The sequence below is a fragment of the Synechococcus sp. BIOS-E4-1 genome, from assembly GCF_014279995.1.
Taxonomy (GTDB): Bacteria; Cyanobacteriota; Cyanobacteriia; order PCC-6307; family Cyanobiaceae; genus Synechococcus_C.
In genome coordinates this window covers 282,690-304,672 of the sequence record NZ_CP047935.1, presented here as the reverse complement: position 1 = coordinate 304,672, position 21,983 = coordinate 282,690, and the positions used below count along the sequence as shown (strand labels likewise).

Annotated in this window: 13 protein-coding genes; 4 read left to right on the top strand and 9 right to left on the bottom strand. The window is 56.0% G+C overall.

The genetic code is table 11. The features are described 5' to 3' along the window. Window positions 1-4 precede the first annotated feature (4 nt). From SynBIOSE41_RS01250 to hisS, 5 genes are all read right to left on the bottom strand, one after another. Window positions 5-1,153, bottom strand: a complete 1,149-nt coding sequence (locus SynBIOSE41_RS01250) for a DegT/DnrJ/EryC1/StrS aminotransferase family protein (protein WP_186539344.1) — start codon at window positions 1,151-1,153, stop codon at window positions 5-7. Next, window positions 1,153-1,761 carry an acyltransferase gene (locus SynBIOSE41_RS01245; protein ID WP_186539343.1) on the bottom strand — a complete coding sequence of 203 codons (609 nt, stop codon included), beginning with the start codon at window positions 1,759-1,761 and terminating at the stop codon, window positions 1,153-1,155. The genes SynBIOSE41_RS01250 and SynBIOSE41_RS01245 overlap by 1 nt, the downstream gene beginning before the upstream one ends. Before the next feature lie 63 nt (window positions 1,762-1,824). Continuing rightward, complete coding sequence (locus tag SynBIOSE41_RS01240) at window positions 1,825-3,162, bottom strand: nucleotide sugar dehydrogenase (RefSeq protein WP_186539342.1); 1,338 nt, start codon at window positions 3,160-3,162, stop codon at window positions 1,825-1,827. A 53-nt stretch (window positions 3,163-3,215) separates the two neighbouring features. Then, complete coding sequence (locus SynBIOSE41_RS01235) at window positions 3,216-4,238, bottom strand: NAD-dependent epimerase (RefSeq protein ID WP_186539341.1); 1,023 nt, start codon at window positions 4,236-4,238, stop codon at window positions 3,216-3,218. A gap of 513 nt (window positions 4,239-4,751) precedes the next feature. Continuing rightward, window positions 4,752-6,047 carry a histidine--tRNA ligase gene (hisS, locus tag SynBIOSE41_RS01230; protein WP_186539340.1) on the bottom strand — a complete coding sequence of 432 codons (1,296 nt, stop codon included), beginning with the start codon at window positions 6,045-6,047 and terminating at the stop codon, window positions 4,752-4,754. A gap of 136 nt (window positions 6,048-6,183) precedes the next feature. On the opposite strand from hisS, the gene SynBIOSE41_RS01225 reads away from it, so the two are divergent. The 3 genes from SynBIOSE41_RS01225 to SynBIOSE41_RS01215 all read left to right on the top strand — a co-directional run bounded on the left by SynBIOSE41_RS01225 (window position 6,184) and on the right by SynBIOSE41_RS01215 (window position 11,077). Then, window positions 6,184-7,392, top strand: coding sequence for a polysaccharide biosynthesis/export family protein (locus SynBIOSE41_RS01225; RefSeq protein WP_255475893.1), 1,209 nt, complete (start codon window positions 6,184-6,186; stop codon window positions 7,390-7,392). Next, window positions 7,389-9,113 (top strand): Wzz/FepE/Etk N-terminal domain-containing protein, encoded by a 1,725-nt coding sequence (locus tag SynBIOSE41_RS01220; RefSeq protein WP_186539339.1) that lies wholly within the window; start codon window positions 7,389-7,391, stop codon window positions 9,111-9,113. The genes SynBIOSE41_RS01225 and SynBIOSE41_RS01220 overlap by 4 nt, the downstream gene beginning before the upstream one ends. A 257-nt stretch (window positions 9,114-9,370) precedes the next feature. Continuing rightward, window positions 9,371-11,077, top strand: coding sequence for a hypothetical protein (locus tag SynBIOSE41_RS01215; RefSeq protein WP_186539338.1), 1,707 nt, complete (start codon window positions 9,371-9,373; stop codon window positions 11,075-11,077). Here the strand turns inward: SynBIOSE41_RS01215 and SynBIOSE41_RS01210 are convergent. Both SynBIOSE41_RS01210 and SynBIOSE41_RS01205 read right to left on the bottom strand, forming a co-directional pair. Next, a complete protein-coding gene (locus SynBIOSE41_RS01210; protein ID WP_186539337.1) occupies window positions 11,064-12,506 on the bottom strand; it encodes a cytochrome P450 in 1,443 nt (480 codons plus the stop codon). The genes SynBIOSE41_RS01215 and SynBIOSE41_RS01210 overlap by 14 nt on opposite strands. Then, on the bottom strand, window positions 12,506-13,618 hold the full coding sequence (locus SynBIOSE41_RS01205; protein ID WP_186539336.1) for a hypothetical protein: 1,113 nt from the start codon (window positions 13,616-13,618) through the stop codon (window positions 12,506-12,508). The genes SynBIOSE41_RS01210 and SynBIOSE41_RS01205 overlap by 1 nt, the downstream gene beginning before the upstream one ends. Between SynBIOSE41_RS01205 and SynBIOSE41_RS01200 the strand changes: the two genes are divergently transcribed. Further along, the gene (locus tag SynBIOSE41_RS01200; protein ID WP_186539335.1) at window positions 13,617-14,174 is read left to right on the top strand and encodes an SRPBCC family protein; all 558 of its coding nucleotides are present in this window, start codon (window positions 13,617-13,619) and stop codon (window positions 14,172-14,174) included. The genes SynBIOSE41_RS01205 and SynBIOSE41_RS01200 overlap by 2 nt on opposite strands. Here the strand turns inward: SynBIOSE41_RS01200 and SynBIOSE41_RS01195 are convergent. Both SynBIOSE41_RS01195 and SynBIOSE41_RS01190 read right to left on the bottom strand, forming a co-directional pair. Further along, window positions 14,171-15,349, bottom strand: a complete 1,179-nt coding sequence (locus SynBIOSE41_RS01195; RefSeq protein ID WP_186539334.1) for a glycosyltransferase family 2 protein — start codon at window positions 15,347-15,349, stop codon at window positions 14,171-14,173. The genes SynBIOSE41_RS01200 and SynBIOSE41_RS01195 overlap by 4 nt on opposite strands. Continuing rightward, entirely contained in the window at window positions 15,349-21,876 is a 6,528-nt protein-coding gene (locus tag SynBIOSE41_RS01190) for a thioester reductase domain-containing protein (RefSeq protein WP_186539333.1), read from the bottom strand. The genes SynBIOSE41_RS01195 and SynBIOSE41_RS01190 overlap by 1 nt, the downstream gene beginning before the upstream one ends. Between the last annotated feature and the right edge of the window lie 107 nt (window positions 21,877-21,983).

The window sequence follows — 21,983 nt, the reverse complement described above, 5'->3', positions numbered from 1 at the left end:
AAAATTAGATGACTGCTGACTGAGGAGTGCTAGAAGATACGGCAACGGCAACAGCGATGCGCTCCTGTTCAGCCTCAGTGAGATAGGGATGGAACGGCAGGCTCAGCACCCTCTCGCTGGCAGATAGTGCCAACGGGCAGCCGCAAGATTGCTGGCTGCAACGGCCCAAGCCAACCAACCCAGGTTGCTGATACAGCAGGGTTGGGTAATGGACCGATGAAGGAATCCCTTGCTCCTTGAGAGAAGCCTGCACTGCCGGACGATTCTCCACCTCAATAGTGAATTGGGCATAAACACTCGTGTTGCCAGGCACCAATTGGGGGGTGCTTTTGATGCCGGCAGCTTGGAGCCTGGAACTCAACGACGCACCGATTCGGCCACGGGCTTCCACCTCCGTTTCAAACACCTCAAACTTGGCCAGAACTATCGCCGCCTGCAAGGTGTCGATTCGTCCATTGACGCCCAGATCGGTATGGAAATAACGGCGGCTCTGGCCGTGGCGCGAAATCCGCCGAATACGCTCAGCCAACACACGATCGCTCGTAAAGCAGGCTCCGCCATCGCCGTAGCCGCCAAGGGGCTTGGAAGGGAAAAAGCTCGTGGTTCCTATCGTGCTCAGGCTGCAGCTGTACCGCCCGTGCTGAGTTGACCCAAAACTCTGGGCACCGTCTTCGATCACAGGGATACCGTGCCGAGCAGCAATGGGGTTGATTGCCGCAAAGTCCGCTGGCTGGCCGTAAAGACTTACTGGAACGATGGCTTTGGTGCGCGCTGTGATCGCCCTCTCCAAAAGGCTGGGATCGAGGTTATAGGTGACTGGATCGATGTCCACGTACACCGGGACCGCCCCAAGCAGGGCAATGGTCTCGGCGGTGGAGATAAATGAGAAGGGCGTAGTAATCACCTCATCGCCTAACTGCACCCCAAGTGCCATCAGGGAGATCAGCAGAGCATCAGTACCGCTTGCCAAAGCTATGCAGTAATTGACTCCCACATATGCAGCCAGCCGCTTCTCCAGTTCCACTACCTCCGGACCCAGAATGTACTGACCGTGGTCGAGCACTGCAGCGATACGCCCATCGATCGCGTTCCGCAAGCTGCGGCCATCGGGCAGCAACTGCTTTTGCTGAGCTGTGAGATCAATGAACTGCATCAATCAGACCCTCCCGTGAAGTGATCAAGCTGATCATCTCTAAGCAGGTAGCGATCACCCGTATGAGGACAGGTCCATTCCCCATTTCCGCTTAAGGGCAGATCTACCCGCTCGCCGTAAGTACTCATCCAGCCAACCTGTCGAGCTGGCACCCCCACCATCAAGGCAAAAGGTTTCACATGACGATTCACCACCGCCCCCGCGCCGATGAAGGCATGGCGGCCGATGCGGGTGCCGCAAACAATCGTGCAGTTGGCCCCCAGCGTCGCTCCCTGTTCGACCACAGTGTCGCGATACTCTTTTTTACGACTCACAGCAGAGCGAGGATTATATACGTTGGTGAAAACCATGCTTGGCCCGCAGAAGACATCATCGTTCAAAGTCACGTTGTCATAAACAGATATATTGTTCTGGATCTTGACATTATTGCCAATACGCACCCGGTTACCCACAAATACATTTTGACCGAACGAACATTGTTCACCAATCACAGCGCCCGAAGAAATGTGAACCCAGTGCCAAATGCGACTGCCTGCGCCAATTCTGGCTCCTTCATCTACGATTGCCGTTGGATGAATTGTGGCTTTAGGATGAATACCAGAAGTCATTTTTATTGAAAAATATGGGAATGGGGGCCAGCGTCAAAAACACTATGTTTTAAAAAAGACTTTTTAAATTCGCAGCGGTTGAAGCTCTCGCGGAATGATGCCTTTGAGATCAAGCAGCACGCCATTTGCCACCAGCAGCTGATTCCACTGCTCTGGCTTTATCGCAACAAACTGTTGGTGGGCCACAGCAGCAACCACAGCCGCATATTTGCCCTCAATCTGCATAGAGGGATTCACCTTCAGGCCATATTCCGACTGAGCCTCTGCAGGATCCACCCAGGGATCCACCAGCTCCACATCCATGCCATATCTCTCCAAGCTCTGGATCAGATCTACCACCTTGGTATTACGCAAGTCCGGGCAATTTTCCTTGAACGTGAGCCCAAGCACCAGCACGCGCGCACCTACCACCGACAAACGCCGCTGGGCCAGACCCAGCACTAACTGCTCGGCCATCCAGCGACCCATACCATCGTTGATGCGCCTACCCGCCAGTACCACCTGCGGGTGATAACCCAGCTCCTCAGCTTTGTGAGTGAGGTAATAGGGGTCCACCCCAATGCAATGGCCACCTACCAGCCCAGGCCTGAATGGCAGGAAGTTCCATTTGGTGCCAGCTGCCTCGAGTACATCCAGTGTGTCGATTTCCATCTGACGAAAAATGATCGCCAGCTCGTTCACCAGAGCGATATTGAGATCCCGCTGTGTGTTCTCAATCACTTTGGCAGCTTCTGCTACTTTGAGACTTGGTGCAAGGTGGGTGCCGACTTTGACGATCGAACCGTAAAAAGCATCCACCCAAGCCGCCGCTGAGCATGTGCTGCCGCTCGTAATTTTTATAATTGTGGTGAGCTTGTGTTTGTTATCGCCGGGGTTAATGCGTTCGGGGCTATAGCCACAACAAAAGCCCTCGTTGAATGCAAGTCCAGATTCGCGCTCAAGAATCGGCACACAGACATCTTCAGTAGCCCCCGGATACACCGTACTCTCGTAAATCACCACCGAAGTACTGGCTGAGCGGCGCTGCTTCAGAGCAAGGCCTACCATGACACTGGCCTTTTTTAAGGGCGTCAGATCAGGTCGCTTTGCGCTATCAATAGGGGTAGGGACCGTAACCACAAATACATCGGCTTCCGCCAGCTGAGCTGGATCATCGGTGAACTCCAGCAGCCCCGCCGCCTGCAACTCTTCGGCACTGGTTTCATTGGTGCGATCATTCCCAAGACGCAGCTCCTCCAGCCGCTGGCTGTTGATGTCAAAGCCGATCACGCACCGAGTCAGCGCAGTGCCTGTTCGGCAACATCTTTGGTGCTTAGCGAATTCCACTGCTAGTGGCAAGCCAACATATCCCAGGCCGACCACGGCCACGGTGCAGGTGTTAATAGGGGGAAAAGTAGTCATTACCATGATCCCGGTGCATGCCGGAGAGCTGAAGTTGGCGGTAGCAGAAAGTTTCAGACGCTGTAAAACTCGCGGTACCACTTCACGAACTCAGCAACTCCTACTATCACAGGAGTGTTGGGCTTGAAGCCCGTCCAGGCTTCCAGGGCTGATGTGTCGGCCGCAGTAGCCGGCACATCACCGGGCTGCATCGGCAGCAGCTCTTTAGTGGCTGTAATACCCAATGCATTCTCAACCGCCTCGATGTAGTCCATCAGCGGGGTGGGGTTGGAATTGCCGATATTAAAAACTCTGTGCGGTGCCCAGCTGGTGGCCGGATCAGGCTGGACAGTGTCAAAAGCCGGATAGGGAGCAGCTGGCTTATCAAGCACACGGATCAGGCTCTCAATGATGTCGTCTACATAAGTGAAATCCCGCACCATCTCTCCGTTGTTGAAGACCTTGATAGGGTCGCCAGCCAGAATTGCCTTGGTGAAAAGGAATAAGGCCATGTCTGGCCGGCCCCAAGGGCCATACACTGTAAAAAAGCGTAAGCCTGTGGCAGGCAATCCGTAGAGATGGCTATACGTGTGTGCCATCAGCTCGTTAGCCTTTTTGCTGGCTGCATAAAGGCTTACCGGGTGATCCACCCCTTGGTGCTCGGAAAAAGGCAAATTGGTATTTCCTCCATATACCGAGCTGCTGGAGGCATAAACCAAATGCTCAATACCATGATGGCGGCAGCCTTCCAGAATATGACCAAAACCCACCAAGTTACTCTGGATGTAGGCCGCTGGGTTCTCGATTGAGTAGCGCACCCCCGCCTGGGCCGCTAAGTTCACGACTTTTTGGGGCTTGTGTGTACCGAAAGCCGCTTCCACCGCCTGACGGTTATCCAAGTCTGCCTCAATGAGCTTGAAGCTGATGCCCGTTCGACTAGCACAGGCATGAAGCTTTTCGATCCTCGCTTGCTTCAAGGAAGGGTCGTAATAAGGATTCATATTGTCGAACCCAACGACCGGTGTACCCCGCTCCAGAAGTCGCGTGCTCAGGTGAAAGCCAATGAAGCCGGCTGCGCCGGTTACCAAGACAGTCATGCAGGCAAAGAGAGGGATTAGAGAAGGTGGGAGTTCACTTGGCTGTGACGCACTTTGCAAGGTTGCGCTTCTGATCCATGTTCAACCCAAAGTTGGCTGCAATTTTTAGCACGGCACCTCTCTTGGGAACAACCGCAAAGATTCGGCCGAGCAGCTCATCCATCATGGATATGGATAATGTATTGAGGGACTCCACATGGTAGTAATCAGGTGCCTCTCCAATAAGTTAAGCATTGAAAAGCTTGGCTTCCTTGGCGTTTACAAGTTTGTCGGAAAGTTGAGACAAGGTCTTTTGACCCCTTAGGCACACTGACATCAATAAGCCCATACATCTTACTAAAAGCAATTCTGAATTAAATGAAGCTTGACTAATGCAAGGCAGCCAGCACGCACTAAAACAGATTTCAGACTATCGCTGTCAGCTTAATGTTGAAGCATCCATTCACCGCAACAAAAGAAATACTTAATAAGTGTTTTAGTCTAATCTCACTTAGGTGAAATATCACGAAACCACTAAATACGGTTACGCAAGACATCTACAATTTGAGAAGGTGCATCAATCTCAACTAGACGGTCTTCGCCTTTCACGCGCAATGGCTTAAGTCGCAGTTGACCTGAATCAACCTCATCATTACCAATCACCACAGCCCAAGCAGCACCACAGCGATCTGCACGCTTGAACTGCTTTCCAAAAGCAGCACTTGAGCCATCAAGTTCAACCGATACTCCAGCAGCACGTAACTGCCTTGCCAGTCCCAAAGCGAAAGCTTCAGCTTGCTCGCCGCGGTTCACTAGATAAAGATCTGGTGCTTTTACAGACATGAGGCTTGATGCAACCCCATCAGCGTCAGCAGATGCTGCCGCTTCCAGCACCAGCATCAGCCTTTCCATTCCAAGCGCCCAACCCACTGCAGGCGTGGGAGGACCTCCCAGCTGTTGCACCAAACCGTTATATCGACCACCGCCGCACACAGTTGCTTGAGCACCGAGCTGATCGCTGGTGATCTCAAAAGCCGTGTGGCCGTAATAGTCAAGGCCACGAACAAGCCGAGTATTGAGCTGGAAAGGAATCGCCAACTGATTCAGCAAACCCTGCACAGACTGAAAACGCAGTGAACTTTCTTCACCTAGAGCATCCAGCAAGGTGGGTGCATCTGCGAGCAGTGCCTGAGTCGTTGAGTTCTTGCTATCGAGGACGCGTAAAGGATTGGTCGTCAAACGCTGCTGAGAATCAGCATCCAATTGAGACTTACGAACTTCAAGCCAGTCCACCAGCTGTTGTCGGTACCTAAGACGATCCTCCAAAGTGCCAAGGCTGTTGATCTGCAGTTGCAGACCAGACACACCGAGCGCACAAAGCAGATCCCAGGCCAACGTAATCACCTCAACATCACTGCGAGGGGTACTCACTCCAAGAAATTCAACACCAATCTGATGAAACTGACGCTGACGGCCGGCCTGAGGACGCTCATAGCGGAACATAGGCCCTGAATACCAAAACCTCTGAGCCCCCTGACCCAGCAGGCCGTGTTGCACTGCAGCTCGAACAACCGAGGCGGTGCCCTCAGGGCGCAGCGTGCAGGAACGATTACCACGATCAAGGAAGGAATACATCTCCTTACCCACCACGTCAGTGGCTTCACCAATCCCCCGAGCAAAAAGATCAGTCACCTCAAGTAAAGGCGTCCGAATCTCCTCGACACCAGAGCGCAAGAAATGGGCACGAGCCTCAGCCTCCACCGCTTGCCAAAGGCGGGTCTGATCAGGCAGAAGGTCAACCATGCCTCGAAGGCTCTGCAGATGACTCAAACCTTTGCCTCTTCGGTGGGGCCATTTTGCCGGGCCGCATCACCATCCTCACTCAACCCAATTCCATCCCTGGCTACTAACCGCTTTCATCTAGGAGCGGGATGCCATAAGTTCTCGTCCACTGATCGGTTCAGCATTGCTGAAAATCCGTTTCCTATCGGCAATCGCCGCTGGCGTCTTAGTAACTCTTCCACCAGTCGCGGTGAATGCGCAGCAAATCATTGAAATCGAAGAGACAACGAATAGGCAACAACCTCTCCCACTAGAACAGCGCGCTCAGATCTCCTACGACGCCTACATTCTTGGTCCAGGTGATGGTCTTCAGATCGAGTTGCTTGATCTGCCAGAACTCAGCCAAACGACTTCGATCGGTCCCGACGGAACCCTTTACTTGCCTCGACTGCGTGCCCTTTACGTCGAGGGGCTCACAGTCGAGGAACTTCGCTACTTCCTCACGCAGCAGTTTCGTACTTATGTGAGAGACCCTCAGGTGTATGTGCGCCCAGTCAAGTACCGACCGATCCGCGTTTACGTAGGCGGAGAGGTCAGGCGACCTGGTTACTACACCCTCAGTGGGAGCAACGATCTCACTCGCATATCCGAATCAGCAGAAACCAACATTCTGACGAGAGGTAGTGCAACCGAGATCGCCCGCAGGGTCATGCGGCAGTTGCCTGGTAGTGCTTCCCAGAGCCCAGGAGCAAATGGTTTAGGGACGTTTGCAGCAGTGTTCCCCACCGTCTTTGATGCAATTCGAGCGGCGCAAGGCATCACCCCCTATTCAAAGCTCGCTGAAGTGCAGGTCACACGCAAACGGGCTGCAGGCTTAGGTGGCGGTCGCATCCGCACCAATCTTGACTTCCTTTCTCTGATCACCGAAGGGAACGAGTCGCAAAACATCCGTCTCTTTGATGGTGATGTGCTGAGCGTCGGCAGGAGTTCTGTAGTGCTGAAAGATCAACTTTTAAAAGCTGGGCAATCGAATCTCAGCCCACAATTCCTTGAAGTTTTTGTCACCGGACGCGTCAACATTCCTGGTGGCGTGCAAGTTCCTCAAGGGAGCTCTCTCAACCAGGCTATATCCTTGGCAGGGGGGATGAAAATCATTAAGGGCAAGGTGGAATTTGTGCGTTTCAACCAAGAAGGCACGATCGACAGGAGAATATTCGCTTATCAACCCGGCGCAGCTGCTGACGCACCCACCAATCCAGTTTTGGCAGCTGGTGATTTAATTCGCGTCCAGGATTCTATCTTGAGTGGAGCAGTCGGTGTATTGAATGAATTGACCGGACCATTTGTTGGGCTCTACTCCGTTTATTCACTTTTCAATGAGTTGGGCCAATGACAAAGAATCCTTCCTCAAGCCAAACAGTGAATGTTGCAAGCGCTCAAGCTGACGACGAAATTGATCTAAGGCAAGTTGCCGGAGCATTGTTGCGCCACAAATTTTTAATTGCAAAAATTGCTGCGGCCACTCTTGTGCTGTCAGGCCTTTACGCATTTACTCGAAATCCCGTTTGGGAAGGTCAGTTTCAGATCGTGCTCCAAAATGAAACAGAGACATCTAGTCGGGCAATGTCTCTGCTGCAGTCTAACCCAGGATTAGCCAATCTGATTGGCGTAGGAGCTGGTTCCAGCGACTTGGAGACTGAAGTGCAGATTCTTGAAAGCCCTTCAGTTTTGAAACCCATTTTTGATTTCGTCAAAATCCAAAAAGCCAAATCAGGCGAAGATGTCAGTAAGTGGCGATATAAAAACTGGGTTGAAGACAACTTATCAATCGAACTGGAAAAAGGCACATCAGTTCTCAATCTTGAATATCGCGATACTGACAAAGAACTTGTTCTGCCCGTAATCAATCGTATTTCCAAGGCTTACCAGAGCTACTCGGGCCGAGATAGAGCAAAGGGGATTAGCCAGGCCATCAGTTACCTCGACGAGCAGATCGGCATATATCAAAATAAAAGTGTTACATCTTTAAAAACAGCTCAAAACTTCGCTATCGAACAAGACCTCACCGCCCTCCAAGGGGATGGCGAGAGCGACAATGAAATCAAAAATGCAATCAACATTGAAGCGATCCGAGTTCAGGCGGCCAATGAAATCCGTAATATTAACGAGCAGCTCAAGCAACTGAACCAACTCAATGACAACCCCGAAACTTTGATGTACCTCGGGCGTAATATCCCCGAGCTCGCCTCCCAGGGCCTTCCTCAAACTCTCGATCAACTCGATACTCAATTAGCTCTTCTCAGGGCCAAATACACCGACAAGGATGATTCGATTCGACGGCTCTTAGAACGACGACGACTGCTCATTGAAGTGTTCAAACGTCAGACCTACGGCTACCTCTACGCCCAGCGCACAGCAGCCGAAGCTCGACTTGCTGCGGCTGAAAGACCCAAAGGAGTGTTAATCAAATATCGAGAACTCCTGCGTACTGCAGCCCGAGATGAGGCAACTCTGACTCGGTTAGAAGCCGAACGTCAGGTTTTTGCTCTTGAGCAAGCACGCAACGAGGAACCCTGGGAGCTGATCTCAACACCAACCCTTCTCGACAACCCTGTAGCCCCTCGCAAAAAAAGAATGATGGCTCTGGGATTGCTCGCTGGAATTGTTCTCGGCAGCGGCGTATCCCTTGTTGTGGATCGCCGCACAGGACTGGTATTCAGCACTGATGAACTGCAGAGCCTGCTGCCATGTCCGCTTCTGAAGCACCTGTCTGCCATGGCACAGGACACCTGGACCGATGCAGCGGACCTGCTCGCCTCGGGCCCCCTGGCGGAAACCGGTGGAAACACTGCCATCGCCCTCATCCCCTTGGGCAACATTCCAAGTGACCAACTACAAGCTTTTAGCGAAGAGCTAAGCCGCGCTCTCAAAGGCCGCGATCTGGTCGTGAGTGCCGACTTGCGAAAAACAAGCGAATGCGCCACCCAACTTCTCCTCGCAGCACCAGGAGTTGTGACTCGCACCCAGCTGTCGCAATTCAGCCAAAAACTTGCTCTTCAGGGAGCTCCACTTGCCGGTTGGGTGCTGCTGGATCCTGAACTTGATCTGGGGTGAAGTACGCGCCACCTTTCCACAGCAGAATGCGCAGGCTTCTGATTTCCAGCTCCTTTTTAACCATCGGAGTGGGAGGCGGACTGCCTCAAGCAACACACGCGCAGATCCTGTGGGAGGTCATCGACTCGCCTATCATCACCCCCCCTCCTGTTGTCTGGGAACCTGTACATAACACAGACGAGAAAAATCCGTCGCTAAAGACTGTTTCTTGGCAGGTTGTTCCTGAATCGGAGGAACAAGATCAACCATCGACGATTGTGGCTTGGGAATTGCTGGACGCTGAGGATGTGACCAATCTTCCAACTGCGGAAGCTGCATCGACAACTGAAGTAAAACCACCCGCCAGCGTGGAAGAAGTCGAAGCGCTGCTCAGCACCATTCCTCTGAAACCCAGCGACTATCAACCGCTACTGCGACTTTCACCTTCCGTTCCCACGGCAGAAACCCTGCCCGCTGATCAGTGGCGCATCTCGTTTGGGACTATTTCGCCCTTCAAAAGTGCTGCAGGCACTGGCAATCAGAATTATTCGATCAATCTTGACGTTGGCTTTAACGACAGCCTGATGCTGTCATTTTTTATTAGTCAGGCCGACGACCCGCTCAACGCCCCACTCACCGGTTTCGCCATCCAACCGGCCAATTTTTGGCAGAGCTACGGGGCCGCGGCCCAGTGGCAACTTCTCAACCAGAACAACTGGAAGCTGGCCATCAGTGGCTCACTTGAAGCCTGGGAAGTGGGGAGTGGCGGAGACGACTCGTTCTCTGACTCGGGAAATAACGCCAGCCCCAACATTTTCAATGACTCCGGCAGCCGAGTCTTCACCCGCAACTTCGTTGGATCCCTCAGCCTTCCTGCGAGTTGGCAAGCAAGCAAACAGTGGCAATTCAGCTTTGCTCCGGGTGTGAGCTTTCTGCCTTCAACCCAAGGTGCTGGACAGGGTGGAGCTGGCACGTTTTATGGAACCAACCCCTACGTCAGTGGTGGAATTCTGTTCCAACCGTTCCCGGAGCTGGGATTCACCGCCAGCATCGCCCAACCGATCGGTAGCGGCACCAACAGCTTCGATGCAGATCTGGTTTTTTCTCGCGTTCCCATTCTGTCCGCAGGGATCAACTGGGATCTCAATCCGCGAATCGGGCTCAAAGGCTTGATCACCAATGGCTTCGGAGCAACACCAGCGACTGCATTGCTCGCTTTGCCCTCCGATAACAAGATTGGCTATTCCGCCAGCTTCGTGTTCACGCCGGGTACTGCAGACACCCCCCAGGTACCGCTGGCGCCCAGACAGCAATCCTTGGCCAAAGGAGGACTCACGGTCAACACCGCCCTGGTGCCACCGGACACCAACACAGAGGCTTGGATCAATGCTGATAGCGGAGGAAACCTCAACGGGTTCGTTGGCTATTCCCTCTCCAACATCTTCCAGCTGACTCTGTTCAGCGGAGGGCTTTACAACAACGTGCCCCAGACCACGCCCCAGGCCCGCCTCTACGCCAACGATGGAGCTTGGAACTGGCGCATCGGCGGCAAAGCGGTGGCCTTTAGTCCTCTCCGTGGTGCTCCCTTCTGGGGAGGGGGGCGTATCACCCTGGGAAGAAGCAATCAAGAGAGCAGCAGCGGCCAGGGCTATGTGTTCGCAGAAACCATGGCGACCTGGGAAGCAACCGAGGGATTGGCGATCAACTTCAACCCCAAAGTGGCCTTGAGCGGAGCAGGCAACCTTTGGGGCTTAGGGATCAGTTCCAATCTCCAACTCTTCCCTGGTTGGGAGCTCGTACCCGAAGGCAATGTCGTGATCAATCAACTGTCCCAAAGCAACGGCACCCTGGGGCTTCGTTGGCATGCCACAGACAGCGTGGCGCTTGAGGCCTACGGAAGTACCGCTGCCTCGCTGCTTGATATTGGTCAGTTAATCAACGCCGAACAGGTGCGCTGGGGCGGACGATTACTCATCGGTTTTTAACCGGTGATCTCGGAACAAGCCTCAACACAACACCCGATGCACTGCGCAACGTAAGCCTTCCAGTCCATTGAGGGCCTGAGTTCTCACTTCCAGGGAAGAGCTGAAAGTGCTTGATGAGTTCAGCCAGCACCAACAAGGCTTCCTGTTGGGCAAACGCGGCTCCGGGGCATTTGCGCGGACCTAGGCCATAGGGGAGCCAAGCTTCTTTGCGGCAAAGAATCTCCTGATTCGTCGCGCTGCCATCCAGAAAACGTTCGGGACGGAATTGGTGAGGTTCCGGCCAGTAGTCGTCATGGCGATGAATCACCCAAGGCGAAAACGTCAACAACGATCCAACCGGACAACGACTGATCGCGGGAGCTTGCTGCGGGCATTCCATCGATGGAACCGAGAAGTCGGTGTCTTCATTGACGCGTTCACGAATAAAGAAACTCACCGGCGGATAGAGGCGCAAGGTTTCCTGAAACACCGCAGCTCCATAGCGCAACTGCCTCAAGCTTTGGTGCGTCACAGTCTCAGGGAGAGATGCCACCTCTGCATGCAACTGGCCTTGAGCCTCTTGATCCAGAGCCAACAGCCAACAGGCACTGCTCAAGGCACTGGCTGAGGTTTCATGACCGGCCAGAAACAGGAAGCAAATCTGATCCACCAATTCCTCGGCCGTGAAGGAAGTACCGGTTTGAGGATCCACGGCGGCAAGCAGGGCACCCAGCAGATCCTTCACAACAGTCTCAGGCTGCGCGAGTCGCTCCTCGATCACGCCTTGGATCCAATGGCGAATCACCAGCGCATCGCGTGTCAGCGAGCGCTGCACCCAACGCCGTGGCAAGCGCGCAAAACGCAAGATCAGTGCCCGGGCGGCCTTGCGTTGATAGCGCCCAAAGGCCTCAAACACCACACGCGCTTCTCCCTCCTGCACCGGTCTGCTGAGGATTGTGCGCACGATCACATCAGCGGTGACCCAGGTCATCGCTGCTTCGATATCGATTCCAGCTCCTTGCTGGCCGCAATCGCCTTGCTCGGAGAGCTGCTGCACAAGCCGCTGCAACATGGCGTCTTTTGCAGCCTCCATCGCAGGAAACACCTGCTCCAACTGGGCCACCTGAAACGCCTGATCAACCAAGCGCCTCTGGCGTGCCCATTCGTCTCCATTGACAGAAAAAATCGCTCGGCCAATCAGAGGTTCAAGAATCCACAGCGTGTAGGGGTGCTTCGGGAAGGCCTCCACCTCCTGCACAAGCACGCGCCTGAGCAGTGTTCGATCATTCACCAAAAACACTCTCAGGCCCAGAAGATTGAGCTCACCGAGAGCGATGCGGAAATCCCATTCATTGAGCAAACCAAACCAACTGCTCCATCCCCGCTTCAGGCGCCGCAACACATTGGCGGTGTAGGGCAAGGGTTTTGGCCAAGGGGGTGTAATGGCCATCAGATCGTGACCTCACCAGTCATCAGTCCGCAGAGATCCAGGCCCGCGGCTGGATTGGTCAAATAGTCGAAATGGAGATCAAACAACTGGGCCAGCCATTGCCGCTTGCGCTGTAAACCGTTGACTTGACGCAGATTCAGCAGCTGCATCCGCGGGTAGTCACTGCCCTCACTCGTTGGCACAGGCAAACCACAGGCTTGGTAGGGATTCACTCCCGCAAAACACAACAGATCATCGAAGGAGGTGACATCCAGCCAGGGCAAACAGGGTTTAATCGCCAGCGTCTGAAGATCATCGCGAAAAGCCTCCGCACCCGGATACAAGCCCAGATTGGCCAGGTTCTGGCCCAGACTCAGCAAACGCAACCTGGATGTGACTGCCATGGAATTGGGATGGCGTCGCAGTTCAGCTGCCACCATCGCCAACACAAACGATCCGGAACTATGACCCACTAACAGAATTTCATCAGCGGGATTGATCTGTTCCAAAGCCAGCAATGCCTCCACCAACTCCTGCACCCGCTGGCGCAACATCGTGTCTCTCAGGCTGCCCAGGCGATGGGTGAACAAGATGGAGCGACAGAGCCACACCACACCCAAGCGATCCGCCAGTCTCCATCCTTGCCATAGCACCACAGCCACCACCAACGGTGCCAATGGAAGCCAGAGCAAGGCAGCCAAGACTCCAGCGGCAATCGCTGCAAGCGTGACCAAAATCAAAACCATGACGGGGTAAAGCCCGCAAAGAGCCACACCAGGGCACAACCGCGCCGTACGCACGACTCCCCCCTGCAGCAGATAGGCCCGCGCAAATCCCAGCAACTGGGTCAGCAACGGCCGGGGGTGCTTTGGCCAGTTGGCACGGGCAATGTCATCCCAATGCAAAAAAGCAAGCTCATAGTGTTGATCAACCTCAGGATCCAACAAGGGCCAGCGGGTGATCCTTTCACCCTCCTGGCGAGACCCCAAACGCCAACCACGCTGTTTCATCAGCCGCGCAAATAAACGCTGATAATGCGCCACACCACGGGGGTCAAACCCGCTGAGGAAGTACGTGCGTCGCCTGCACGATGATCCAGTCTTCTTCAACTCGTCTGCTCGATTCACTGCCATGACCATCCAGCCTCACCTGCGATCAACATTGCTCGGGCTGGGGATCGTGCTGACACATCTACCAACAACGCCAGCGGATGCTGCGCAAGCAACGTCGATCCAGATCCAACAGTCAGGCAACACCCGTACGGCTGTCATGACACTGCCGGTGTCACCAGCGCGTGCCTGGACAGTGCTCACGAACTATGTCGCCACGGGAGAGGCGATGCCTGACATCAGCAAGGTCCAGATTCTGAGTCGTCAAGGCAATCTGATTCGCATGCGCCAGACCTATCAAGCGCCGTACACCTTTGGCTTGACGATCAGCGCAACCCTGGCCGTGAAAGAAAGCCCAAAAACGGCGATCAACTTTCACATGCTCAATGGCGATCGCATTCGCAAGCTCAATGGCAGCTGGACGATCACGCCAACACCAACGGGAACGCGTCTGCGTCACAGCATCACCCTGGTTCCTGAGCTGCCAGGCATGCTGCAACCGGTCTTCGCTGAACTCACTCGCAACAGCTTGCGTGAATCGATGCAACGCCTCAGTGGGCTGATGCAGGCCAACAACTAAACCTCAACACCCCGGTCTCTGCGAAGCACCACGCGAGATGGCCTGAGATGCAAGGCATAGTCGACACCACGCCATGAAACATGGCGCGTGAACACGGCCGCCAAGGTGGCCAGTCCATCCACCAATTGTCCGGAGAGCAGTCCCACGATCCAACCCCAAATCCGAACAGGGTCCTGAGGGCGCAGCAGAACTTGGATCCAGCAGAGCAGGCACACACATCCCAGCTCATAGATCAGCACTGCTAACCAGGCTCCTTGAAACAAAGCAAACGCCAACAACAGCACGCTGCTCAGGCCATGGAAGGCCACCAGTGGCCAAGCGGGGTGATGCAGGCGAGCTGTGAGCAATTGACGGGTGATCCAACGGCCCAACGGCAGCATGGGCTGGGCTGGATCGGGATCCAGCATCAGCAGGCTTGGTTCAAAGCGGTAGCCCAACCCCAACTGCCGCAATGGACCAAGCAAACCCGTGTCTTCACACAACCCACGCTTTAAAAGCTCGCTCCAATCACCGGCCTCCACCAGCTCACGACGAACGCAAAGGGTGCCGCCCCAGGGAATCTGCAGGAGCGTCATCAGCACCACAGCACCTGCATTCCAAACGGCTCGCGTCCAGCTGCTCCAATGAAGAGCGCCCAAGCTGGGTGCAGGGGGACTAAACCAACGATTCCCAGAGATGGCACCCACTCCTGGTTGGAGGCAAGAGAGCGCACAACGTTCCAGGCCGTTGGCTGGGAAACGAATATCGGCATCCAGAAGCACAACCAAAGCGCTGCTGGGGTGAATCTGAGAAAAGGCCTGGCTTAGTGCTGCGCATTTCAACGACCCCTGGCCTGGGCGCTGAAGAAGGGTGCAGCAGCGCAACTCAGCCCAGGCTGCATCTTCATGAGCTCGCCATGGACTAATCATGGCCCAGGCAGGATCCTGATCGCTATCTACCACCACCTGCAAGCGCCAGGGAGCTGGATAGGTCTGAGCAGCCAACGCCTCCAGCAACCGCGGCAGGCAGGCATCAGCACCGCGCAAACACAACACCACTTCCAAGGGAGGCCAAGCACCTTCAGGAAGAGATGCTGGATCGGACGAGCGACGCAAACCCCGCAAACGTTGGCTGAAGGCAAAGACAAGCAGGGCTTGCGCAAGCCATAGGGCCAACAGCAACAACGAGGATGGCATCAGCGAGCCAGTTGTTCCCGCTGAAGCAGCACTGAAGCCCAGGGCCCAATCAACTGATGCCAGGGGGGGCAGCTCACGCCATGGGTCTCCAGCACCTGAGCCGTGAAGGCACAACTGGGACGAGCCCGCTGACCCACACAGTTGCGCTCGGGATAGGTCAGCCCATCTTCACCCCAGCTCTGCTGAAGGAAGGGCAGCAAAGGCTGGAGAGGATTGCCGGAACTGCGCTCAATCTCAGCGATCCATTGCTGCATCGGCAAAACGCGCCAACCATCCAAGCCATCGGTGAGTTGCCTCAACAAAGTGGTGAGCAGGAGCGGTTCAGGATGCTGAAGATGGAAAGCACGGCCTTGTGCCTCATCACTCCAGGCCAAAGCCGACACTGAATCAGCGACGTAATCAACAGGCACCACATCCAATTCCCAGGCCAAATCAGGCGAAGCACCTAACGCCAAGCAGCCCTGAAGAAGGCGCTGAAGCAAGTCACCTTGGTGCCAGGCACTTCCGCAGGATGGACCTGCAATTAACGGGGGCCGGTAGATCGAAACAGGCAGTCCGGATGCTGAAGCGCGGCGCACCATCCGGTCCGTGACCCATTTGGTTTGGGAATAGCCGAGCTGGATTCCCTGCCAATCCTCAAGAAGATCGTCTTCCAGAATCAACTGATCCCGGCAGGCATCGGCCTCAAACACCGCCACGCTGGAGATCAAGGCGAAGCGTTTTGGTGTGTCCGCAGCGGCTAGACGCAGAAGCTCACGCGTTCCGCCCACATTGGTGGCTGCCAATTGGGCATAGCTCGCCATCTGACTTAACTGGGCACCGTTGTGGAGGATGCCGCCAATGCCCCTTCCAAGGGCAGCAAACTGATCGGCATCCAAACCCAACCGAGGCTGAGCCAGATCACCAAGAACCACCTCCAAGCGCTCTTGCCAGGACTGCTGCCAAAGCCCGTAGCGGCGCAGGTTCTGCTCCAATCGCTCCATGCCTTGCTGCTCAGAGGCCGCCCGCACCAAACAGCGAACCCGCAAATCCGGCCATTGGCAGAGTTGCCCCGCCAGGAGATAGGCGCCCAGGAAACCGCTTGCGCCAGTCAGCAGAACTTGTTCTCCAGGCGCCGCAACGGGCGAGAGCTCCGGCAATGACCAACTCTCGTCCAGCTGAGCCTCCTGATCAAGATCCAATTCCTCCGGTGCCGCTGCCGAGCCGTCTGGCAACAAGCGCTCGAGAGCCATGCTGGCCACATCATCCAGGCAGGGAGCATCGCTGAACGCAGCCAGATCAAGGCGCCAGCCCAATGCTTGCTGCACTTCGGCAGCAAACTCTGCCGCCATCAGCGAATCGAGTCCTAAATCAAACAGGCTGGCCTGAGCATCGAGCTGAGCTTCCGGTTCTTCCATCACCGCGGCCAGAAGTTGTTGAAGCGTCGACAGCAGCCAGGGTCTGCGCTGATCCGCTGCCAAGGCCTCCAATTGAGCGCGAACCTGGGCTTCTGATCGGCCTGGAAGTTCATGGATCAGGGACCGGAACCAAGCCGCCTGGCGGGGCAAGGCCTGACTGACAAGCCGCGGCCAATCGGCTGCCATCACCGTCACCACTCCGCCACGGCCTCGTTGCAGCAATGACTCCAGAGCCGACAACGCTTCGTCTTCAGCCAGGAGATGCAGGCCAACGGATTCAAAGCGCCGCTCCAACCCTGCAGCCATGCCCGAACCAGCCCAAGGCCCCCACTGAATCGCCAGCTGAACCGGCCCTACGGAGTCCGCATTGCGGCAGCTGGATTCAACAGCCCCATTGGCAGCCCCATAGACCAACTGGCCAGGCGAACCCAGTGCCGCGGCAATGGACGAGAACATCACCTGGAAGTCGAGGTGTTCAAAAGCTGCTGGCTGCAACTTTTGAAGCTTGTCCAGCTGCTGCTGGGGACACAGTTTTGCCTCAAACACGGCATTGAGACTGGAACATTCAATCTCACCGACGCGCTGATCTTTCAGCACTCCAGCAGCATGGAAGACGCCACGCAGCGGCATGTCCTGAGGTAACCGCGCGAGTGCTTGAGGGAGGTCGTCCCAGCCGAGCGCCTCAACCTGCACACCCTGAGAACGAAGGCGGTTCAACCACTCGGCAGAGACCGAGCCTGGTGCGGGCAGACGTCGGCCCACCAACAACAACGAGCGCGCCCCCCGATCCACCAACCAGGACTGCAAACGTTGCCCGATCCCTCCAAAAGCACCCACAACCAAATAGGTGCCGTTGGTGCAAATGGCACAAGGAGGGGCTTGCCTGGGCAGAGTGATCACCAACTTGCCCACATGCTTGCCCTGCGACATCCGTCGAAAAGCGTCCTTGCACTGTTTCAAAGCAAAGGCTGAGACCGGCAAAGCGGGCAGGGTTTGCTCCTGGGCCGCCGCCACCAATCGCAGCAATCGCTGCCTCAAGGGTTGTGGATCGCGAGCAGCCACTTCCAGCAGGTCAAAGCGGAAATAGCCCACATCAGGCCGTCGCTCGCGCACCTGCTGATCGCTCCAGATCTCCAGCTTGCCAAGCTCTACAAAGCGCCCGCCGGAAGCAAGCGTCTGGAAGCTGGCATCCACCCACTCACCTTTCAGGCTGTTCAGAACCACATCAACGCCGCGGCCTTCGGTGTGCTTGAGCACCTTGTCACCGAAATCAGTGGAGCGGGAATCGAAGACCGCCTCCACGCCTTGCTCCAACAATCCAGCCTGTTTGGCCTCACTGGCGGTGGCCAGGATGCGAGCACCGCAGCGCAAGGCCACCTGCACAGCTGCCTGCCCCACACCACCGGCAGCCGCATGAATCAAAACCGTTTCTCCAGCTTGAAGCCGGGCCAGCTGCTCAAGCCCATGCTCTGCCGTGAGATAGGCCGTTGAAAGGCTCGCCCCCAGCACGGGATCCAACTCTTCCGGCCAGGGCACGCAGAGCACTGCTCTGCACGTCACATGGCTTGCCAGGCTTCCAAGGGTGAGCGCGGCAAGCATTCGCTGGCCCACCAACGAGGAATCCACCCCAGGGCCGACAGCGACCACCCTCCCGACGGCTTCACCACCGAACGGCAATTGAGCATTGGCTCTCAGCCCGAGGGATTGATTGTGACTTTGCAGAAGCCCCAAAGCGTTGAGAACATCGCGAAAGTTCAGCCCCGTGGCCTCCACCGCCAACTCCAGCTCTCCTGGCAGAAGACGCGCCAGCGGCAAGGGCGCCTTCAGCAGCCCCTCAAGTCGACCAGTTCCATCGGAGAGCATGCGAAAACGCTCTTGATCAATCGGCTGAAAACTGCGGGTTTCAATGCGATCAGGACCACACCAGCGGACCTCAGCATCACCGGCGGTGGCAGCCAAAAGCTGGTGCCACTCAGCGGATGACAGCCCTGCAGCCAGGGCAGGAAGGGACGCTGTGATCGTGCTGCAACGCCATGCGGAACAGTCCTGGGACAAGGAACGCACTGCCGCCTGGACCGCCTCAGCAGCAGGGGTGGAGAAAGCCGACATCCACAACAGCACCTGGCGCGGCTGAGTTAGAGCAAGCGCCTGGAGTTGTTGCACCAGCGCTGAAGTCACCGATTGAGGATCCGCTTGTGGATCCAGTTCAAAAGGCGTGATCGCCTGCTGCTCGCTCCATTCCCTAACGGCATCTGGCAGTGGACCAATCGCAATCAGGCTGATGGGCTCAGCCGCTCCTGGGCTCCAGTCGCTGAGTGCATGTGCCGCAAGGGGTTGCCAATGCTCCTCCAGGAGTTGCGCGGCAGGTCTGGAAGGATCCTCAGGCAACATCAACTCCAGCAACGTTCGCGTCAGACGCCGGAACTGCAGGCCACGGATCGCACCGATCAGGTCCCCGGAGAGATCAAGAACATCCAAGTCAGCGGTCAAGTGCGCACGACTTCCGTCATCTCCCTGGCTGTGATCGTCCTTGCGAAGTTGTAAGCGACAACGCAGCTGGTCAGGCAATGGCCATCGCAACATCTGCATCTGCTCCACTCCCACAGGGAGTAGTAATTGGCCATTGGCATGCGTTTGGGCAAGAACCGCAGCCACCAGTTGAAAAAAACCATCGATCAGGCTGCGATCAGCCGCCGCCTCAGGACGATGCAGCAGGGCTTCGGCGCCAGTGGCGTTCGCTTGCATAGCAACAAGCGGCCGGTAGCAGTTGCCGTAATCCAGCCCAAGACTCTTCAGGGAGCGATAAAAGCTGGAGATATCAAGGTCGGCACCACCGTCAAACACCAATACCGGCAGTGGGTGGATGGATTGATCAGCAGCTGTTGTCAGCCGAAGCTGGCCATGGAGCTGCCAGCTGCCGCCGTCTTCGGCCTGAGGGGAGCGGGCATGGAAGCTGAACGCATCACCGTCGCGTACAGCCTGCAGCTGGACCGATCCAGCGTTGAGCCACAGCGGACGATCGAGATTGAAATCAGCACATTGAAGTGGCTGTTGTTGATCGTTCAACCAATCCATGAGAAGGGCGAGATAACCCGCTGCCGCAAACAGGGGATAGCCGCACAACGCATGGTCAGGAAGGTCGCGAGCATCAGCCGGATCCAACACTGTTTGCCAATGCTCTGACGCTCCTGGAAGGTCCAACTTCTGTAAAGCCAGTCCAGACTGCTCAGCGGTGACACTGCTGCCAAAGCCGACGTGATCCAACCAAAGACTGGCTTTACCTTGATCCAGCCCGTGATCACGTGGCGTCCACCAAAAACGTGAACGCAGAAAGGGATGACCTGGCGGCCGCAGCTGATGCCAGGAAGCACCTTGATGCCATGCCAACCAATCTATCGGGGCTCCCTGAGCCAAAGCCTGAACAAGCTGCTGGAGCTGCTCAAAACCAACGGCACCCTCAGACAGAGTCTGTTGTTGCAGATCTCTCAACCTCTCTGGCAACACCCCAGGTCCACGCGCAGCAACGACACCAGTCCACGCCGCAGGCTCTTGCCCGCGCAACTGGCGTACCAGGTCTTGAACACTGCTCGCAATCAACCCCAGCGCATGGGGACATTGGGAGCGTCGCAGATGAATGCTGGCGCAGAGGTCCTGCAAGCGAAAAGCAGCATGATCTTCAAGCCAATCCGCTGTTTGTGGACGAAGCAGATCAAGTGCTTCCTCGTTGCGCGCGCTCAACCAGAGCAAATGCCACGAAGGCGCTGATAACGACGTTGACGTGGGTTGAGAAAGCTCAACAGGAGCACTGCTCAAAACAGCATGAGCGTTGGTGCCACCAAATCCAAACGAGCTGACACTGACCACCAGTTCCTGCTCAGGTCTTGGGAAAGGTTGCAGCGTTGTCGCAACCTTCAGACCTAGAGCAGGCAGATCCACGCTGGGATTAGGCCGCTTGTAATGAAGGCTGGCAGGCACCATGCGCTGCCTCAGACACAACACGGCTTTGATGAAACCCGTAATGCCTGCAGCGGTTTCCGAATGACCCACATTGGTTTTCACTGAGCCCAGCAAACAAGGGTCAGTGCTTGGCCGCTCCTGCCCCAGCACCGCTCCAAGGGCCCTAAGTTCAATGGGATCCCCCTGGCGAGTGCCGGTGCCGTGGGCTTCAACCAATTGCGCTGAAGCCGGGGATAAGCCAGAGCCCTGATAGGCGGCTTGCACACAAGCGATCTGCGCTTTTTTGCTGGGTGCGGCCAGGCCCTTACTGCGCCCATCGGAATTCACCGCCGTACCACGAATCACAGCTTCAATCGGATCACCATCACGCAAAGCCGCCGCCAACGGCTTGAGCAGCACAGCCCCCGCCCCTTCAGAACGCACATAACCATCAGCCGCCGCATCAAAACTGCGGCAACGCCCCTCGGGCGACAGCAAACCGGCTTTGCAGAAACTCATCTGAATGGCGGGGTGAATCAACGCCTGAGCACCGCCAGCCAAGGCCAGCTCCGACTCACCCCTCCTCAGGCTCTCGCAAGCCAGATGCAACGCCACCAACGACGAGGAACAAGCCGTATCCACGGTGAAGCTGGGCCCTTTGAGATCAAAGGCATAGGAAATCCTGTTGGCCGCAATGGAACCGGTGTTGCCGGTAAGAATGAAAGGTTCGTTATCAGGCGTGAGGTATTGATTTTCAGAGGCCCAAAGCAGAGCTCGGTAATCCGAGCTGGAAATGCCCATAAACACTCCCACTGAGCGTCCACGCAACTGCTCCATGGGCTGGGCTCCCGCCTCCATCGCCCTCCAGCACACCTCAAGCAACAGGCGCTGCTGAGGGTCCATGCATTGGGCTTCCCTGCTGCTAATGCCAAACAAGGCTGGATCGAACTGGTCGATCCCATCCACCAAGCCCGCTCGGCGTACATGCTGGTGCAACGGCGTGCGCGGATCAGGATGATGGTGAAGCTGAAGATCCCAGCGGTCTGAGGGAATCTCAGCGATCGCCTCCCGTCCTTCAGCCAACAGTTGCCAGAACTGTTCAGGACTCTCGACCCCGCCAGGCAGACGGCAGCCCATCCCCAAAACCGCGATGGGCTCGTGCACTGAGGAAACCGGACGGATCTGCTGATTCATGCGCCGGGGACATGCAGCCCGTTCAGGCGCATGGAACGAACATCCTCACGGAAACCATTCAGTGGGTGGAGCCAGCGAGGCGAGAGCGGCAGGAGCTCCTCGACATT

Excerpts from the sequence above, each read along its gene's own strand:
- SynBIOSE41_RS01250 (WP_186539344.1), bottom strand. The coding sequence starts at position 1,153 with ATGCAGTTCATTGATCTCACAGCTCAGCAAAAGCAGTTGCTGCCCGAT.
- SynBIOSE41_RS01245 (WP_186539343.1), bottom strand. The coding sequence starts at position 1,761 with ATGACTTCTGGTATTCATCCTAAAGCCACAATTCATCCAACGGCAATC.
- SynBIOSE41_RS01240 (WP_186539342.1), bottom strand. The coding sequence starts at position 3,162 with ATGACTACTTTTCCCCCTATTAACACCTGCACCGTGGCCGTGGTCGGC.
- SynBIOSE41_RS01235 (WP_186539341.1), bottom strand. The coding sequence starts at position 4,238 with ATGACTGTCTTGGTAACCGGCGCAGCCGGCTTCATTGGCTTTCACCTG.
- SynBIOSE41_RS01220 (WP_186539339.1), top strand. The coding sequence starts at position 7,389 with ATGACAAAGAATCCTTCCTCAAGCCAAACAGTGAATGTTGCAAGCGCT.
- SynBIOSE41_RS01210 (WP_186539337.1), bottom strand. The coding sequence starts at position 12,506 with ATGGCCATTACACCCCCTTGGCCAAAACCCTTGCCCTACACCGCCAAT.
- SynBIOSE41_RS01200 (WP_186539335.1), top strand. The coding sequence starts at position 13,617 with ATGACCATCCAGCCTCACCTGCGATCAACATTGCTCGGGCTGGGGATC.
- SynBIOSE41_RS01205 (WP_186539336.1), bottom strand. The coding sequence starts at position 13,618 with ATGGCAGTGAATCGAGCAGACGAGTTGAAGAAGACTGGATCATCGTGC.
- SynBIOSE41_RS01195 (WP_186539334.1), bottom strand. The coding sequence starts at position 15,349 with ATGCCATCCTCGTTGTTGCTGTTGGCCCTATGGCTTGCGCAAGCCCTG.
- SynBIOSE41_RS01190 (WP_186539333.1), bottom strand. The coding sequence starts at position 21,876 with ATGAATCAGCAGATCCGTCCGGTTTCCTCAGTGCACGAGCCCATCGCG.